The following is a 16,965-nucleotide window of genomic DNA, read 5'->3' on the forward strand; positions in this document are numbered from 1 at the left end:
TGCCGCCCACCGTGGAGGTAGGCACACCGCAGGGGAACGAGTCATGTCACTCCCACGGGGGCGGCATCCGGTCCTAGGGGCCGGCGCGTCCGGCCACGACGAAGACGCGCCTGAAGGGGAAGACCGTGCCGTACGGGGCGGCGGGGTAGGCCGTGCGGAGGCGCTCGGCGAGGACGTCCAGGAACGCGGGCGCCTCCGGGCCGAGCGCGGTGAGGACCGGCCGCAGCGCGGTCCCCTCCATCCACCGCAGGACGGGGTCGTCGCCGGTGAGGACCTGCGTGTACGTGGTCTCCCAGGCGTCCACCGCGCAGCCGTGCCGGGCGAGCAGGTCCAGGTAGCCGTCCGGGTCCAGGACGGGGTCGCGGCGGACCGTGCCCGCGAGGCGGTCGCGCCAGCGGGGTTCGTCGCACAGCTCGCGCAGCAGGACGTGGCTCGGCGCGTCGAAGTTGCCGGGCACCTGGAAGGCGAGGCGTCCGCCGGGCGCGAGGGCGTCGATCCAGCGCGGCAGCAGCTCGGTGTGCTCGGGCACCCACTGCAGGACGGCGTTGGAGACGATGAGGTCGGGCGGTTGCGCGGGGCGCCACGTCCGGACGTCCCCGACCGCGAACCGCACTCGCGCGGACGCGTGCGGACGGGCCGCGTCGATCATCTCCGGCGAGGAGTCGAGGGCTTCGATGTCGGCGTCCGGCCAGCGGTCCGCGAGCGTCGCGGTGAGTTCGCCGGAGCCGCAGCCGAGGTCGGCGACGCGGCGCGGGGCGTCCAGGGGGACGCGCGCGAGCAGGTCGGCGAAGGGCCGTCCGCGTTCGGCGGAGTAGGCCCCGTACCGCGCGGGGTCCCAGACGGCCGCTGCTTGTCTCGACATCAAGAAACAGCATGCCCCGGCCATATCTTGATGTCAAGAAAGACGTCTCGATATCGAGAAAGGTAGGGTGTCCGCATGCGGGACGAGGTGGACGGACTGGTCGAGGCCTGGGGCAAGGAGCGCCCCGACCTCGACGTGCAGCCGTTGTCCGTCCTCAGCCGCATCTCGCGGCTCGCCCGCCACCTGGACCGCGCCCGCCGCGCCGTGTTCGCCGCGCACGCGCTGGAGCCGTGGGAGTTCGACGTCCTGACCGCGCTGCGGCGCGCCGGCGACCCCTACGAGCTGAGCCCGGGACGTTTGCTGCGCGCGACGCTCGTCACGTCCGGCACGATGACCAACCGCATCGACCGGCTCGCCGCCGCGGGCCTCGTCGAACGCCATCCCGACCCCGCCGACAAGCGCGGCGTGCTCGTCCGGCTGACCGGCGCGGGCCTCACCCGCGTGGACGCGGCCTTCGCGGACCTGCTGCACCGCGAGCACGCCATCCTGGACGTCATGAGCGGCACCGACCGCGAGACGCTGGCCGGGCTGCTGCGGACGTTGCTCGTCCCGTTCGACTCGGGCGACTAGCCGACGTCCTCGGCGAGCATCAGCCACTCCTCCTCGACCTCGGCGGCCTCCGCCTGGAGCGCCTTGAGCTGCGCGTCCAGCTCCTGGAGGCGCGCGTAGTCGGTGGCGTGCGCGGCGAGCTGTTCATGCAGCTCGGCCTGCTGCCGGGTGAGCTTGTCGAGTCGGCGTTCGAGCCGGTCCAGCTCCTTGCGGGCCTTCCAGTCCTGGCCGCTCGCCGGCTTGGCCTGCGGTTTTTGCTGCGTTGCAGGCGTCTGGCCTTCGGCGCGGCGGCGCAGGTACTCGTCCACGCCGCCGGGCAGCATGGCGACGCCGCCGTCGCCGAGCAGCGCCACGACGTGGTCGGTGACGCGCTCCAGGAAGTACCGGTCGTGGCTGACGACGACGAGCGTGCCGGGCCAGCCGTCGAGCAGGTCCTCCAGCTCGGTCAGGGTCTCGATGTCGAGGTCGTTGGTGGGCTCGTCCAGCAGCAGGACGTTCGGTTCGCCCATCAGCAGCCGCAGCACCTGGAGGCGGCGGCGCTCCCCGCCGGACAGGTCGCCGACGGGCGTCCACTGCCGGTCGCCGGGGAAGCCGAGGCGCTCCAGGAGCTGGCTGGCCGTCCACTCGCGCTTCCCGACCGTGATGCGGCGGCGGATCTCCTCCACCGACTCCAGCACGCGCCGCGCCGGATCGAGTTCTTCCAGGTTCTGCGACAGGTGCGCGAGCTGGACGGTCTTGCCGCGCACGATCCGTCCGGCGCTCGGCGCCAGGGTGCCGTCCAGGAGCCGCAGCAGCGTGCTCTTGCCGCTGCCGTTGACGCCGACGAGCCCGACCCGCTCCCCCGGACCGAGCCGCCAGGTCACATGCGCGAACAGGTCACGATCCCCTACCCGGGCGGTGACGTCCTCCAGATCCAGAACGGTCTTGCCGAGCCGCGCCGTGGCGAACTTCGTCAGCTCGACCTCGTCGCGCGCCGGGGGCTCGTCGGCGATCAGGGCCTGCGCGGCGTCCACCCGGAACTTGGGCTTGGACGAGCGGGCCTGCGGACCGCGCCGCAACCACGCCAGCTCCTTGCGCAGCAGGTTCTGCCGCTTGGTCTCGGTCGCGGCGGCGATCCGGGCGCGCTCGGCCTTGGCCAGGACGAACGCCGAATAGCCGCCCTCGTACCGCTCGACGCGCCCGTCCACGACCTCCCAGGTGCGGTCGGTGACCTCGTCCAGGAACCAGCGGTCGTGCGTGACGACGAGCAGCGCGACACGCCGCGCCTTCAGATGCCGCGCGAGCCAGTCGACGGCCTCGATGTCGAGATGGTTGGTGGGCTCGTCCAGCACGAGCAGGTCGACGTCGGAGACCAGCAGCCGCGCGAGCGCCGCCCGCCGCCGCTCCCCGCCCGACATCCCGGCGAGCGAAGCATCGAGATCCACACCCGGCAGCAACCCGGCGAGAACGTCCCGCGCCCGGGTGTCCCCGGCCCACTCATGCTCGGCCCGCTCCCCGATCACCACGGACCGGACGGTCGCCCCTGCGGGAAACTCGTCCCGTTGCGTCAGCACCCCGAGCCGCAACCCCCGCGCATGCGTGACACGCCCGCTGTCCGGCTCGTCCACCCGAGCAAGGATCCGAACAAGAGTGCTCTTACCGCCCCCATTACGACCGACGACACCAATGCGGTCACCCTCGTCCAGCCCGAGCGACACGCCGTCCAACAGAGGCTTGGGCCCGAACGCCTTCCCGGCGTTCTCCACGTTGATCAGATTCACGACACCCCCAGCCTAGGCGCCCCCACCCCCAACCCGTTAACCGAACACCACGCGGCGCGGCCGGAAGCCGCCTCACGGGCGCGTGGCGGCCACCACCGCCGGGTCGCGAGCCGCTAGGCGAGCGGCCCTGCGTAAGACCCCGTGCTGGGGTGCGGTGAGTTAGGGGGTTGGGCCGCTGTAGGGGTTTTGGCCGGGGGGTGGCCAGGTGCCGGGGGGTGGTGGGGGTGGGGTGCGGGTGCGTGTAGCCATGAGGATCACGAACACCACCGCGCCTCCCAGTAGCGCTACGAGGAACAGTCCCAGCAGGAGCACCAAAAGTGTCATGTTCCGCCTCCTCCGGTGGTCACTGGATTGTCGCTCCGGCGGCGGGGCCGGTCGCTCGGACGGCGTCCCGGACGGTGTCCTCGGCGGCCAGCGCGGCGGCGAGGGCGTCGGCGTGGTCGGCGGTCTCGGCGAGGAACGCGCAGGTCGGGCCGGAGCCGGAGACCAGGGCGGCCAGGGCGCCGGCGCGGGTTCCGGCGTCCAGGGTGGCGCGCAGGGACGGGCGCAGGGAGAGTGCCGCGTCCTGAAGGTCGTTGCCCAGTGCCGCCGCCAGGGCCTTGGCGTCGCCTGCTTCGAGGGCGTCGGCCAGGTCGTCGGTCGTGGGCGGCCAGGGGAACGTGGCGGCGCCGCGCAGCCGGTCGCACTCGCCGTAGACGGCGGGGGTGGACAGGCCGCCGGACGCGGTCGCGAAGACCCAGTGGAACGTCCCGGCGGCGGGCAGCGGGGCCAGTTTCTCGCCGCGTCCGGTGCCGAGGGCGGTGCCGCCGGCGAGGGCGAACGGGACGTCGCTGCCGAGCCGCGCGGCGAGGTCCAGCAGTTCGGTGCGGCCGAGGATCGGGACGCCGGGCTCGTCCCACAGGCGGGCGCAGGCGACGAGCGCGGCGGCGGCGTCCGCGCTGCCCCCGGCCATCCCGCCCGCGACCGGGATCGCCTTGCGCAGGCGCAGCGCGACGCGCGGCTCCACGCCGAGGCGGGCGGCGACGAGGCGGGCGGCGCGGACGGCGAGGTTGCGGTCGTCCAGCGGCACGTCGTCCAGCGCGACCCGCGCGCCGGGCACGGCCTCGACGGTCACCGTCAGGTCGTCGGCGGGGACGACGGTGACCTCGTCGTTGAGCGAGACGGCATGGAAGACGGTGACGAGATCGTGGTACCCGTCGTCGCGGAGGGGGCCGACGCCGAGCCGCAGGTTCACCTTGGCCGGGGCGCGGACGGTCACAGCGGTCACGGCCGCCAGCCTAGGCCCCCGGCGTCATCGGCCGGGCGTGACCGGGACGTTCCGCGGGTTGAAGTACGGGAGCGTGGCCAGTTCGCGCAGCGCCGACACCGCGCGGGCGTCGCCGTCCACGGCGTACCGGCGGCGGGTGTCGCGGCGCTCCTCGGCCCGCTCGTCGGAGTCGAAGTAAAGGACGGCCTTGACCTGCGGGTTCTGCAGCACGACGGCCGCGCGCCGCAGCCATTCGGCGCGCCGCGTCCCGTAGGCGACGGGCGCGCCGAACTCGCCGATCATGACGGGCTTGGGACGGTCCTTGGCCCAGTCGAAGAACAGCTTGGTCGACTCCGAGAGATCCATGTAGGTCGCCGACGGGGTCGGCTCGGCGTCCGCGCAGATCCAGTCCACCTGGTCGTCGCCGGGGTAGTAGGACGGCGCGTTGCGCCCGGCGAACCCGTTCGCCGTCGGGCACCACACCCACGCGACGTTCGCGACGCCCTCCGCCGCGAAGATCGTCCGGACGTGCTTCCACGCGGCGACGAAGCTCGGCGCGTCGTGGACGCGGCCGGCGAGCGCGCCGGCGTCCATGTCCCGCCAGCGCAGGAAGACCGGCTTGCCGAGCGCCTTGATCGCGTGCGCGCGGGCCTGGATGAGCCGGTCGAAGCGGCCGGAGACGATCTCCTTGGTGTCCCCGCCCTTCCAGGTGATCATGAGCTGGCGGGGTCCGGCGGCGACGGCGCGGTCCTCGGGGGCGGGGAAGTCGGCCTTCCAGCCGTAGTAGCGCTGCACGATGTCGACCTGACGGCCGAGGCCGCGTTCCAGGGCCGCGACGGGCGCCATGCCGGGCGCGGTGGCGCCGCGTCCGGGCGCGAGGGGCCCGGCGGACGCGGGCGGTTCGGTCGGCGCGGGCCGTCCGTCCAGCGGCGGGGGCGCCGCCCAGACGCCGAAATAGGCGCCCTTGGCGGGCGGCTCGGGCGCGACGCCCGCGCGGGTGGTGGTGGTGATGCGGGGCTCGGCGCCGGCGCCGTCACCGCACCCGGCCGCCGGAAGCGTCCCGGCCAGCGCGACCGCCAGCAGCGCGGTCGTCCGCGCCCTGTGCCCCTTCAGCATGATCATCCGCCTTGCTCCCGTCCGGTGCGCCACCGAGACGATACTGTGCGATCCGGGCGAAGGCGGTCACGTCCAGGGCTTCGCCCCGCGCGCTCGGATCGACGTCGGCCGCCCGCAGCGCCCGTTCGGCGGCGGCGGGCGACCCGGCCCAGCCCGCGAGCGCGGCGCGGAGCGTCTTGCGGCGTTGCGCGAACGCGGCGTCCACGACGGCGAAGACCTCGGCGCGCGTCGCGGTGGTCGGCGGCGGGTCGCCGCGCGTGAACGCGACCAGGCCGGAATCCACGTTGGGAACGGGCCAGAACACGGCCCGTCCGACCGGCCCGGCCCGCCGCGCGGTGCCGAACCAGGCGAGCTTGACCGAGGGGACGCCGTAGACCCGTCCGCCCGGAGCGGCCGTCATCCGGTCCGCGACCTCGGCCTGGACCATGACGAGCACCCGCCGCAGCGACGGGAAGTCCGTGAGCAGCCGCAGCACGACGGGCACCGCGACGTTGTACGGCAGGTTCGCGACCAGCGCGGTCGGCGGCGGGCCCGGCAGGTCGGTGACGCGCAGCGCGTCGCCCCGGACGACCTCCAGCCGGTCCGCGAGGCCGGGCGCGCGCGCCGCGACCGTCACCGGCAGCGCGGCGGCGAGCGCCGGGTCGATCTCCACCGCGACGACGCGGCGCACGACGGGCAGCAGCGCGAGCGTCAGCGACCCGAGCCCCGGGCCGACCTCCAGCACCACGTCGTCGGCGCCGACCTCGGCGGCGCGGACGATGCGCCGCACCGTGTTGCCGTCGATGACGAAGTTCTGCCCGAGCGTCTTGGTCGGCCGGACGCCGAGCGCCCCGGCCAGCGCGCGGACGTCGGACGGGCCGAGCAGTATGTCCCCCACGCGTCCAGTCTGTCAGCTCAGGAGAACAGGAAGCGTCCGCAGTTCGGCCACTGGCCCTGCCACCGTCCGCCGACGCGCTTGTAGAGGAGCTGCGCGCGGTACGTCTGCTCGGCGGCGGGCGCGTCGCTGGGCTTGCCGCTCCCGCCGACCGACGCCCAGGACGGCAGCGAGAACTGGTACAGCCCGTAATAACCGGCGGGGTTGACCGAGCGGGGGTTGCCGCCCGACTCGCACTTGGCGAGCCCGGCCCAGTTGAGGTTCGCGACCGACCCGGTGGGCACGGTCTGCGGCCCGACGGCCAGGATCTGCGCGACCGGCTTGCTCTTGACCTTCTTGGCGAGGACGATCTCGACCTTCTTCTTGCCGCGCCGCGCGAACGCCGTCTTGACGATCGTCACGCCGGGCTTGGCCTGGCGCAGCACCTTCTGGGTGAAGGGCGGGAGCTTCTTGTCCTTCTTCTTCACGACCGGCAGCGCCGTCTTCACGACCTTGATCTTCGGCTTGGAGATCAGCCGGGTGATCTTGATCGTCTGCGCGGCGGGCTGGTCGGCGGCCGGCTCCACGAGGTCGTAGCGGCCGAGCTTCACGCCGGCCTCGGCGAGGACCTGCGCGACGGTCGTCCCGGTGGTCCTCGCGACCTGCTTCTTCTTGTCGATCACGATGGCGACCTCGCGCGCCACGGGCGCGGACGCGCGCGGCGCGTCGTTGACGGCCGCGGCCTTGGGCGGCGCCTTGGTGTCGCCGCACCCGGCCAGGACGGACACGGCGAGCAGGGCGCCGAGGGCCGCACGGTAGTGACGCACGATGGGGTTCCTCCAGAGGGCGGGCCGGGCGCGGGGGACGCCCGTCTCGACCCGCCGAACACTAGAGGCACCGGGCCCACGATCGCCACTTAACCCCCGAATCCGGCGGTCATCGGGCGTTCGGGACGGCGGTTCCGGCGGCCTACCAGGGGCCGAAGACGCGTTCGCCGTTCGCGTCGATCGCCGCCGCGAGGTCGGCGACGTCCAGGCCCTTGACGTCGGCCATCAGCCGGAGCGTGTGCGGGATCAGGTAGGACGCGTTGGGCCTGCCCCGGCTCGGCACCGGGGTGAGGAACGGCGCGTCCGTCTCGACCAGCAGCAGTTCGGGGGGCGCGGCGCGCAGGGCGTCGCGCAGCGGCTCGGCGTTCTTGAACGTGACGTTCCCGGCGAAGCTCATGAAGTACCCGCGATCGGCGCACGTCCGGGCCATCTCGGCGTCGCCGGAGAAACAGTGGAAGACGACCTTGTCCGGCGCGCCCTCCTGCTCCAGGAGCGCGAGCGTGTCGTCGTGCGCCTCGCGGTCGTGGATCACCAGCGCCTTGCCCGTGCGCTTGGCGATGTCGATGTGGGCGCGGAACGAGCGGTGCTGGGCGTCCTTCGGGGCCGAGTCGCGGTAGTAGTCCAATCCCGTCTCGCCGACCGCCCGGACGTGCGGGAGCGCCGCCAGCGCCGCGATCTCGTCCAAGACCGCCTCGGTGATCCCGGCGGTGTCGTTGGGGTGGATCGCGACGCCCGCGTACACGTCGTCGAACGTGGCGGCCGTGTCGGCGCACAGCCGCGACGACTCCAGGTCCACGCCGATCGTCACCAGCCGCGTGATCCCGACCGCGCGGGCGGACGCGAGCTGTTCCTCCACCGGCAGCCCGACCAAGTCCAGATGGCAGTGGCTGTCGAACACCGGCGCCGGGAGCGCGTCCGGCAACGGCGGGAACGCCCGCGCCCCGTCGCTCATGAGTCGTCCGCCAGGCGGGCGAGCTCCTCGTCCACGACGGACGGGTCGAGCTTGGTGAACAGCGGCGTCGGCTTGGTGAGCGGAACGCCCGGCTTGATGGGCACCGACTCCCAGCGCGCCTCGGTGCGGTAGTCGCCGGTGAGGACGGTGTAGTCCGGGCCGCCCTCCTCCGACACCGTCTCCAGGCGCGGCATCCCGCTCCACACGCCCTCGCCGCCGAGCATCTCGTACACCTTCTGCGACGAGTTCGGCAGGAACGGCGTGAGCAGGGACTTGGCGTCGTCCACCACCTGGAGCGCGACGTGCAGGATGGACTGGACGCGGTCGGGGTCGTCCTTGAGCTTCCAGGGCGCCTGGTCCGACAGGTACCGGTTGGCGTCCCGGACGACGTCCAGCGCCTCGGTGATCCCGTTCTTGAACCGCGACCGCTCCAGCTCGGCGCCCACCCGGCCGAACGCGTCGCGGCTGCGGGCCAGCAGCGCGCGGTCGGCGTCGGTCAGCTCGCCCGCCGCGGGGATCGCGCCGACGTTCTTGGCCGCCAGGTTCACCGACCGGTTGACGAGGTTGCCCCACGCCGCGACCAGCTCGTCGTTGTTGCGGCGGACGAACTCCGACCACGTGAAGTCGGTGTCCTGGTTCTCCGGCCCGGCGACGGCGATGTAGTACCGCAGCGCGTCCACGTCGTAGCGGGCGAGGAAGTCCTGCACGTAGATGACGACCTGCCGGGACGAGGAGAACTTGCGCCCCTCCATCGTCAGGAACTCCGACGACACGACCTCGGTCGGGACGTTCAGCGCGCCGAGCGCCCCCGGCGTCCCGTCCCTGCCGCCCTGCCCGCTGTAGCCGAGCAGCATCGCGGGCCAGATCTCGGCGTGGAAGACGATGTTGTCCTTGCCCATGAAGTAGTAGGACAGGGCCTCGGGGTCCTGCCACCAGGCGCGCCACGCGTCCGGGTCGCCGCTGCGCCGCGCCCACTCCACCGACGCCGACAGGTACCCGACGACCGCGTCGAACCAGACGTAGAGCTTCTTGGCGGGGTTGTCGCGCCAGCCGTCCAGCGGGATCGGGACGCCCCAGTCCAGGTCGCGGGAGATCGCGCGGGGCTGGAGGTCGTCCAGCAGGTTCGTGGCGAACTTCAGGACGTTCGGCCGCCACTGCCCCTGCTTGCCCTTCAGGTACCGGCCGAGGACGTCGGTGAACGCGGGCAGGTCGAGCATGAAGTGCTCGGTCTCCACGAACTTCGGCGTCTCCCCGTTGATCCGGCTGACGGGGTTGATGAGGTCGACCGGATCGAGCTGGTTGCCGCAGTTGTCGCACTGGTCGCCGCGCGCGCCGTCGTAGCCGCAGATCGGGCAGGTGCCCTCGATGTAGCGGTCCGGCAGGGTACGTCCGGTGGACGGCGAGATGGCGCCCATCGTCGTCTTCGGGAAGATGTACCCGTTGTCGTAGAGGCCCTTGAAGACCTCCTGCACGACCGCGTAGTGGTTGCGGGTCGTGGTGCGCGTGAACAGGTCGTACGACATGCCGAGGCCGAGCAGGTCCCCGGTGATGACGTCGTGGTACCGATCGGCGAGCTGACGGGCGGTGACGCCCTCCTTGTCGGCCTGCACCTGGATCGGGGTGCCGTGCTCGTCGGTGCCGCTCACCATGAGGACCTGGTTGCCCGCCATCCGCTGGTACCGGGCGAACATGTCGCTCGGGAGGGCGAACCCGGAGACGTGCCCGATGTGGCGCGGCCCGTTGGCGTACGGCCACGCGGGCGCGGTGAGAATGTGGCGGCTGGTCGACGACATGTCACCAAGGTTAGAGGGCCGCAGGCGGGGATCGGCACCGGATAACCGTCCGGCGTCGATAGCCTGACCGGACGGACGAAAGGCGTCCGGCACGCGGAGGTGACGAACCGGAATGCTCCAGACCACGGCCCCCTCGGAATCCGAACGGGACACGCCGGCCCGGCCGCGCCTGCGGCGGGTCGCGGGGCTGTCGGGCCTGGTCGCGGTGTGCGCGCTCGTCGCCCAGTGGGTCGTGAAGACGCCGCCTCTGTACTTCGACCCTTATTACGTGTGGCTCGGCGCGCGGGACTGGCCGCACATTCCGCTGAACCAGTGGCCGTTCTCCGAGGTCCCGCACCAGGTGACGCGGATCGGTCTCGTCCTGCCCGCCCGGCTGGCGCAGGAGGTGCTCGGCCCGGGGACGATCGCCTATTACACGGTCGCGTTCACCGGCGGCTGTCTGTTCTTCGTCGGTACGTACCTGGTGGTGCGGTCGCTGTTCGGGGACGTGGCGGGGCTGGCGGCGTCGCTGCTGCTGCTCGTCCACCCGTTCTTCACGCTCACCAACCCGTACGGGCACGAGATCACGTGGTCGATGGGCGTGATGCTGCCGGACATGCCCGGCGCGGGGCTGTTCGCGATCGGGATGGCCGGGCTCATCGTCGCGAGCCGCCGCACCGGACGCGCGCAGACCCGGATGCTGCTGCTCGCCGGGACGTGCCTCGGAACGTCGTTCCTCATCCGCGAGTTCCTGGCGTTCCTGTTCCTCGCCATCCCGGCGTACCTGGCGCTGCTGCGGATCCCGTGGCGGCGCAACGTCACGGTCGGGATCCCGATGGCGCTGATCCTGGTGTTCGACCTCGTCCACAACGCGCTGGTGTGGGGCGACCCGTTCGCCGGGATCCTGTCGGCGGCCGAGCACGGCGGCGTCTCCCGCGACTACGTGACGCGGCGGCTGGCGGCCGAGTCGTTCTGGCGCGCGATGCACGACTGGAACCCGCTCGGGACGGTCCTGGTGGGCGCGCTGGTCCTCACGATCGCCGGGTGGATCGTCACGCGGGACCGGCGGCTCGCGCTGTGCCTGGTGTGGTTCTTCGTCCTGGCCGTCCCGCTGACGCTGTTCGCCGGGACGCTCGACCCCGAGCACGTCACGCTGCGGGCCTGGCTGCTGCGGTACTGGTTCGGGGTCTTCCCGCCGCTGCTGGCCGGGGGCGCGGGAACGCTGATCCTGTTCGCGCGCCGCGTGCCCCTGTCGTTCCGCCGGGCCGGTGCGGTCGCGGCGGCGGCGCTGTGCGCGGTGTACGTCGTGGCGGCCGTGCGGACGGTGCCGAGCCTGCCGCGCGACACGGCGTGGACCGAACTGCGCGGCTATCTCCGGGGACGCACCGACCTGCCCGTCCTGGTCGCCGACCGGCGCCTCGCGCAGACCCTCACCTTCTACACGCGCTCCCCCGGCGGCGACGTGCAGTGGCACGGACGCATCGAGGACTTCCCGCACTCGTCCCCCGGCCCCGCCCCGACGGACGCGCCGATGCTCTACACCCGCTGGCGCGGCCAGGAGTCGCAGATCCTCGGCGGCTGGCGCCCGACCGCCCAGGCGGGCTGGACCCGGCTGTGGCGCTCGTCCGACGACGTCCTGGAAATCTGGGCACCCCCGCGCTGACACGCCCCGCCGACGACGACCAGACCGGGCGCCTCCAGGCGATCCCGGCCGGCGCCGCGCGGGGCTAGTGAGTCCAGGCGACGAAGCCCGGACCGTTCGGGTCGACGCCGTGGCGGACGGCCGCGACGCGCCAGCCCGCCGGGGCGCCGCCCCGCCACGTCGTCGCGGGGGCCTGACGGCCGTCCCAGACCGCGAAGACCACGCCCACGTTCGTCGGCGGCGGCGAATTCCAGCCCGCGTAGCCGGTCATGTCCGTCCACCAGACGCGGTAGCCGAGCGGCAACCGGACGTCCCACGGAATCGACCAGTCGATCGCCACGGACGGGTGCTGCCCGCGCGGCACGACGGCGCGGAGGTCGCTCACGGCGACGGACTGCCGGTTGAGCGGCCCGGAGATGCGGTCCAGGGCCGTCGTGACGATCGCCAGCCCGAGCGCCGCGTACAGCGCCGCGACGAGCGCCGGGCCGGAGCGGCGCGGCCGGGACGCCAGCAGCGCCAGCCCCAACAGCGCCAGCCCGGCCACGGTGGCGGGCCACAGCCGGAACTCCGTCCAGTTCCACGTCAGCAGGGACGTCTCGGGGAAGTCGTAGGGCTGGTAGTCGTAGGTGGACAGGCGGTCCCCCGCGAACCGGTCCACGACCACGGCCGTCCCGACCAGGGCGAGGGCGGTCGTGGCGGCGGGCCACAGCAGGCTCCGGCGCGGCTTTCGCAGCAGCGTCGCGACGCCCACCGCGAACAGGATCGGCAGCACCATCGCCAGATAGCGGGCGTAGACGTAGTTGCCGATGCGGTGCTCGTCCGGCAGCGCCGCCGACGTCGCCACCGCGACGCCCGCGACGATCGCGAGCAGCGCCAGCGCCACCGCGCGCAGCGGCCCGGGCGTCCGCCGCCGCACCGCGACGCGGCCGATCGCCAGCAGCCCGAGTCCGGCCATGCCGCCGGTGATCGCGAGCTGGCACCAGAGCTGGCCGGTGGCGAGGCCGAGCGTCCAGCCCCAGCCGTCCGGGCTCGTCAGCCGGACGGCGAGGTTGTGCCCCAGCTTGTTGTCGCCGTGCGGGTACAGGACGGGCAGCAGCCGCGCGTTCATCGCCATGCCCGCGCCGGTCACCGCCGCGAGCGCGGCCAGCCCGGCCGCCTGCGCCCGCCACGGCCGCCACCGCAGCGCCAGCGCCGCCAGCAGCAGCGCGCCCTGCGCGGCCAGCAGCAGCACCCCGCGCGTGTGGCAGGCGTAGGCGTACGCGGCGAGCGCCGACGCGCCGGCCGCCTGCAACGACGCCGCGCGTACCGATCCCGTCCCCGTCAGCCACGAGTGGACGCACAGCAGCCAGCCGAGCGTGACGACCGGGAGCACCGCGTCCGTCAGCGCGAACTCCGAGAAGAACAGCACCGCCGGAAGGACCGCCATGACGTGCCCGAACACGTACGCGCGGCGGCGGGTCAGCCCGAGCCGGCGCAGCAGCAGGTACCCGAGCGGCAGCATCAGCGCGCTGACCAGCGCGTTGATGACGAGCATGATCTCGTAGACGGTGTCGGGCCGGTGCGCGAGCCAGAACGCGGGCGCCAGCAGCAGCGGATAGCCGCCGCGATAGACCGTCCCGTAGGACAGGTCGGCGCCCGGGCCGCCCGTCAGGACGCGCGCCGAGAACAGGTAGCCCAGCTCGTCCGGCGACGCCACCGGCATCGACTGCCCGCGCGAGAACCACACCCGCAGCGCGACCTGCGCGACCCAGCCGAGCACCAGGGCGAGCGGCAGGCGGCGGGCGGCGAGCGCGGCGAACCGGCCGCCGCGCGCGGGCGGGGCCTGTTCGGCGGCGCGGACGGGAGCGGAGGGCGAGGGCGTCAGGGTCACGGGCGGTCCACCGGGGGAGGGACGGCGCCCCGGGCGCGCGGCCGGGCCGGGACGGGGAGCGAGAGCATGACCGGCCCAGCGTGCCACGCACTGATCGTCCGGCCCGTGGATCGGCCGAAACAGTCAGGAAGTTCTCGGATTCGCGGACCCATCGTGTCCACTACGTTACGAGACGTGCTGAAAGGACCGGTAACGCGGGTGTCACCGGTCGGCCGGACCCGGGGGGCGGAGCGGACGGCGCTCAGTCCCGCGCGGGCTCGGGGGCCGCGCCTTCGGCCGCGACCTTCTCCGCCGCCTCGTCCACGACGTCCGCGGCCTCTTCCGCCGCGTCCACCACGAGCGGGTGGCGGCGCCGGATGCCGAGGATGCTGACGAACAGCGAGGCGAACAGCTGCTGGAGGCTCATGACCAGCGCGGTCGCCGCCGGGACGACGATGCGCAGCGAGTGCCGCGGGTCCAGCTCGCCGAAGCTGTGGACGCGCCAGTGCATCAGCGACGCCACCAGGCCGCCGAGCCCGGCCAGGGCCAGCAGCCCGCCGAACACGAGCCCGCGCTCCAGGCTCCACCACCGCAGCAGCCGCCGGACGCGGGTGTCGTCGGGGAGGAACCCCTCCTCCATCGCGTACACCTTGGTGAGCAACCCGAACAGCACCGCCTGGAACCCGATGATCATCGCGGCGCCCGCGCCGACCAGCGTGTCCACGTCGAACGCGATGCTGCCGACGCGCACCGGCCCGAACGACAGCGCGACCCCGGCGACGAGCCCGACCGTCATGAAGACCAGGCCGGGGATGAGGAACAGCCAGCGCGGGCTGTACAGCATGAGGAAGCGCAGGTGGCGCCACCCGTCGCGCCAGGTGTTGAGGTGCGGCGGACGGGACCGTCCGTCCGGCGAGAGCGTGGTGGGACGCTCGCGGATGTCGTACTTGGCGAGCGTGGCCTTCACCACCATCTCGCTGGCGAACTCCATGCCGCCGGTCTGGAGCCCGAGCCGCAGGATCGACGCCTTGTTGAACGCGCGCAGCCCGCAGTGGAAGTCGCCGATCTTGCTGCCGAAGAACAGCCGCCCGACGAAGCTGAGGACGGGGTTGCCGAGGTAGCGGTGCAGCGGCGGCATGGCCCCGGGCGCGATGCCGCCCTGGAACCGGTTGCCCATGACGAGGTCGGCGCCGTCGCGCAGGTCGTCCAGGAACGGTCCGAGCGTCGCGAAGTCGTAGGAGTCGTCCGCGTCGCCCATCGCGACGTACTTGCCGCGCGCGGCGCGGATCCCGCCCATGAGCGCGTTGCCGTAGCCCTTGTCGGCGACCGGGACGACCCGCGCCCCCGCCTCGCGGGCCAGTTTCTGGCTGCCGTCGGTGCTGCCGTTGTCGGCGATGACCACCTCGCCGTCGATGCCGGCCTCGTCGAAGAAGGCGATCGTCTTGCGGACGCACGTCGCGACGGTTTCGGCCTCGTTCAGACATGGCATCACTACGGAGAGTTCCACGCGATCTCCTTCGCTACCGCTGTGACCCGCTGCGGTAGTTTCGACTACGCTCGCTGTCTTGGCGCCCGCCCCCGGCGGGCGAGGGCCGCACCGGCCGGACTCGCGGGGACCGCGAGCGGCACGCCAGGGGAACAAGCATAGGGGCACAGCCGCCTGGAAAGGTTGGAGCGGGTGACGCTCACCGGAAAGGGCACCGCCATCAGCGGAGACGCCACCGACGCGCCCGTCGCCGTCGCGCCCCCGGCCGCGCCGCGCGAGCGCGAGCGGACGGCCGTCGTCCGCGAGCGGGCCTCGGGGCTGTGGGCGCTCGTCCGCCGCCACCCGGTGTTCGCCGTGATCCTCACCGTCGCGGCGCTGCTGCGCGCGGACGCGATGATCGGCTACACGCCGGCCATGTACTTCAACGACAGCTTCGACTACCTGCACGTCGCGATGAAGCCGTACCCGCACCCGCTGCGGCCCGACGGCTACTCGTTCCTGCTGCTCGTCCTGAAGCCGTTCCACAGCTTCGCGCTGGTGGTGTTCGTCCAGCACCTCATGGGGCTGGCCATGGGCGTCATGATCTACGCGCTGCTGCGGCGGCGGTTCCGGCTGCCGAAGTGGGGGGCGGCGCTCGCGACCGTCCCGGTGCTGCTGGACGCGTACCAGATCGAGCTGGAGCACCTCATCCTGTCGGACACGCAGTTCGCGTTCCTGGTCGTCGCGGCGGTGACGGCGCTGCTGTGGCGGGACAAGGCGACCTGGCGCCTCGGCGCGGCCGTCGGTTTCATCATCGGCCTGTCGTGGCTGACGCGATCGGTGGGCGCGCCCGTGCTGCTGGGCGTGCTCGTGTACCTGGTGATCCGGCGGACGGGCTGGCGGGTGCTGGTGGCGACGCTGCTGGCGTGCGCGATCCCCGTCGTCGCGTACATGGGCTGGTACAAGCTCGACAGCGGCAAGTTCGCGATCACCGAGTCGAACGGGATCTTCCTGTACTCGCGCGTCTACAAGTTCGCGGACTGCCACAAGATCGACAATCTGCCGGTCGAGGAGATGCCGCTCTGCACCGAGCCGCAGAACCGGCTCCCGAACTCGCAGGACGGCATCTGGAACGCCAAGTCCCCGCTCAACCGCTATCCCGGGACGCGGTTCAGTCCCGAGCAGAACGCCACCGCCAACGACTTCGCCAAGCGCGCGATCATCGCCCAGCCCGGCGACTACCTGGGCGTCGTCGCGCACGACTTCTTCCGCGTCTTCCAGTGGCGCCGGACGGTCTTCCCCGACCCCGCGACGTACGCGCAGTACGAGTTCGGCAACCGCAGCGGAACGCTCCCCAACTGGCGGATGGACAGCGACTCGACCGCCGCCGACGAGGCCATCGCCTACGAGCACGGCGGCGCCCGCACCCGCGTGGTGGAGCCGTTCGCCACGGTGATCCGCGGCTACCAGGACGTCTTCTACCTGCGCGGGACGATGGTCGGCGCGATCCTGCTCGTCGGGCTCGCCGGGCTGCTCGTCATGTGGCGGCGGCTCGGCGGACGCGCGCTGCTGCCGTGGGTGCTCGCGACGGGACTGCTGCTGGCCCCGGCGGCGACGGCCGAGTTCGACTACCGGTACGTCCTGCCCGCGGTGCCGCTGGCGTGCCTGGCGGCCGGGATGGCGTTCTCGCCGGCCGTCCGGTCGCGCGTGTCCCGGCCGCGCCGACCGACCAGGTGGCTCACCAGGCGTGCAGGCGGCGCAGCCGGCTCATGAGCCGCGGGTCGCCGTCGTGGCGGGAGCGCGGGACGGCCGGGCTCCGCTGGTACGGCGCCGAGTAGAGGTTCCCGCTGTGGCAGTCCGGGCAGTCGTGCCCGGTCCACGGTGGGACGCACGGCCGTCCGTCGCTCGTGTAGACGGTCGCGGCCCGTCCGTCGTGGACCACGTCGAACTGTTCCTGCCAACGATTCCCGCAGCTCTGGCACTCGTAGGCCCATGCCTCGTGGCTCGTCCACGTCTCGCGCACGGCCGCCACCCCCCTTGTGAGACCGCCACTCCCCTTCCCTGGTCCGTTA

Annotated in this window: 14 protein-coding genes; 3 read left to right on the forward strand and 11 right to left on the reverse strand. The window is 72.9% G+C overall.

The genetic code is table 11. The features are described 5' to 3' along the window. Positions 1-73: 73 nt before the first annotated feature. Complete coding sequence (locus tag GQ466_RS10675; RefSeq protein ID WP_161102724.1) at positions 74-862, reverse strand: trans-aconitate 2-methyltransferase; 789 nt, start codon at positions 860-862, stop codon at positions 74-76. Positions 863-937: 75 nt separating this feature from the next. Between GQ466_RS10675 and GQ466_RS10680 the strand changes: the two genes are divergently transcribed. Then, positions 938-1,432 carry a MarR family winged helix-turn-helix transcriptional regulator gene (locus tag GQ466_RS10680; protein WP_161102725.1) on the forward strand — a complete coding sequence of 165 codons (495 nt, stop codon included), beginning with the start codon at positions 938-940 and terminating at the stop codon, positions 1,430-1,432. On the opposite strand, the gene GQ466_RS10685 is transcribed toward GQ466_RS10680, so the two are convergent. The 7 genes from GQ466_RS10685 to metG form a co-directional block, all read right to left on the reverse strand. Then, on the reverse strand, positions 1,429-3,171 hold the full coding sequence (locus GQ466_RS10685) for an ATP-binding cassette domain-containing protein (protein ID WP_161102726.1): 1,743 nt from the start codon (positions 3,169-3,171) through the stop codon (positions 1,429-1,431). The genes GQ466_RS10680 and GQ466_RS10685 overlap by 4 nt on opposite strands. Before the next feature lie 343 nt (positions 3,172-3,514). Next, a complete protein-coding gene (locus tag GQ466_RS10690; protein WP_161103818.1) occupies positions 3,515-4,429 on the reverse strand; it encodes a 4-(cytidine 5'-diphospho)-2-C-methyl-D-erythritol kinase in 915 nt (304 codons plus the stop codon). Between the two features lie 33 nt (positions 4,430-4,462). After that, on the reverse strand, positions 4,463-5,539 hold the full coding sequence (locus GQ466_RS10695) for a glycoside hydrolase family 26 protein (protein ID WP_161102727.1): 1,077 nt from the start codon (positions 5,537-5,539) through the stop codon (positions 4,463-4,465). Continuing rightward, complete coding sequence (rsmA, locus tag GQ466_RS10700; protein ID WP_161102728.1) at positions 5,451-6,410, reverse strand: 16S rRNA (adenine(1518)-N(6)/adenine(1519)-N(6))-dimethyltransferase RsmA; 960 nt, start codon at positions 6,408-6,410, stop codon at positions 5,451-5,453. Before rsmA ends, GQ466_RS10695 begins: the two co-directional genes overlap by 89 nt. Before the next feature lie 17 nt (positions 6,411-6,427). After that, entirely contained in the window at positions 6,428-7,213 is a 786-nt protein-coding gene (locus GQ466_RS10705; protein ID WP_337193415.1) for a transglycosylase family protein, read from the reverse strand. A 142-nt stretch (positions 7,214-7,355) separates the two neighbouring features. Continuing rightward, positions 7,356-8,165 (reverse strand): TatD family hydrolase, encoded by an 810-nt coding sequence (locus GQ466_RS10710; RefSeq protein ID WP_161102729.1) that lies wholly within the window; start codon positions 8,163-8,165, stop codon positions 7,356-7,358. After that, positions 8,162-9,958 (reverse strand): methionine--tRNA ligase, encoded by a 1,797-nt coding sequence (metG, locus tag GQ466_RS10715; protein ID WP_161102730.1) that lies wholly within the window; start codon positions 9,956-9,958, stop codon positions 8,162-8,164. The genes GQ466_RS10710 and metG overlap by 4 nt, the downstream gene beginning before the upstream one ends. 112 nt (positions 9,959-10,070) lie before the next feature. Between metG and GQ466_RS10720 the strand changes: the two genes are divergently transcribed. Then, positions 10,071-11,600, forward strand: a complete 1,530-nt coding sequence (locus tag GQ466_RS10720; RefSeq protein ID WP_161102731.1) for a hypothetical protein — start codon at positions 10,071-10,073, stop codon at positions 11,598-11,600. Positions 11,601-11,664: 64 nt separating this feature from the next. Here GQ466_RS10720 and GQ466_RS10725 read toward each other — a convergent pair whose 3' ends face one another. Both GQ466_RS10725 and GQ466_RS10730 read right to left on the reverse strand, forming a co-directional pair. Next, positions 11,665-13,449, reverse strand: a complete 1,785-nt coding sequence (locus tag GQ466_RS10725; protein ID WP_161102732.1) for a hypothetical protein — start codon at positions 13,447-13,449, stop codon at positions 11,665-11,667. Positions 13,450-13,690: 241 nt separating this feature from the next. Further along, complete coding sequence (locus tag GQ466_RS10730) at positions 13,691-14,935, reverse strand: glycosyltransferase family 2 protein (RefSeq protein WP_337193416.1); 1,245 nt, start codon at positions 14,933-14,935, stop codon at positions 13,691-13,693. 171 nt (positions 14,936-15,106) lie between these two features. On the opposite strand from GQ466_RS10730, the gene GQ466_RS10735 reads away from it, so the two are divergent. Further along, the gene (locus GQ466_RS10735; RefSeq protein ID WP_161102733.1) at positions 15,107-16,666 is read left to right on the forward strand and encodes a hypothetical protein; all 1,560 of its coding nucleotides are present in this window, start codon (positions 15,107-15,109) and stop codon (positions 16,664-16,666) included. On the opposite strand, the gene GQ466_RS10740 is transcribed toward GQ466_RS10735, so the two are convergent. After that, the gene (locus GQ466_RS10740) at positions 16,632-16,916 is read right to left on the reverse strand and encodes a hypothetical protein (RefSeq protein WP_161102734.1); all 285 of its coding nucleotides are present in this window, start codon (positions 16,914-16,916) and stop codon (positions 16,632-16,634) included. The two genes, GQ466_RS10735 and GQ466_RS10740, sit on opposite strands and share 35 nt — an antisense overlap. Positions 16,917-16,965 lie beyond the last annotated feature (49 nt).

Source organism: Actinomadura rayongensis (assembly GCF_009831215.1).
GTDB classification, from domain to species: domain Bacteria; phylum Actinomycetota; class Actinomycetes; order Streptosporangiales; family Streptosporangiaceae; genus Spirillospora; species Spirillospora rayongensis.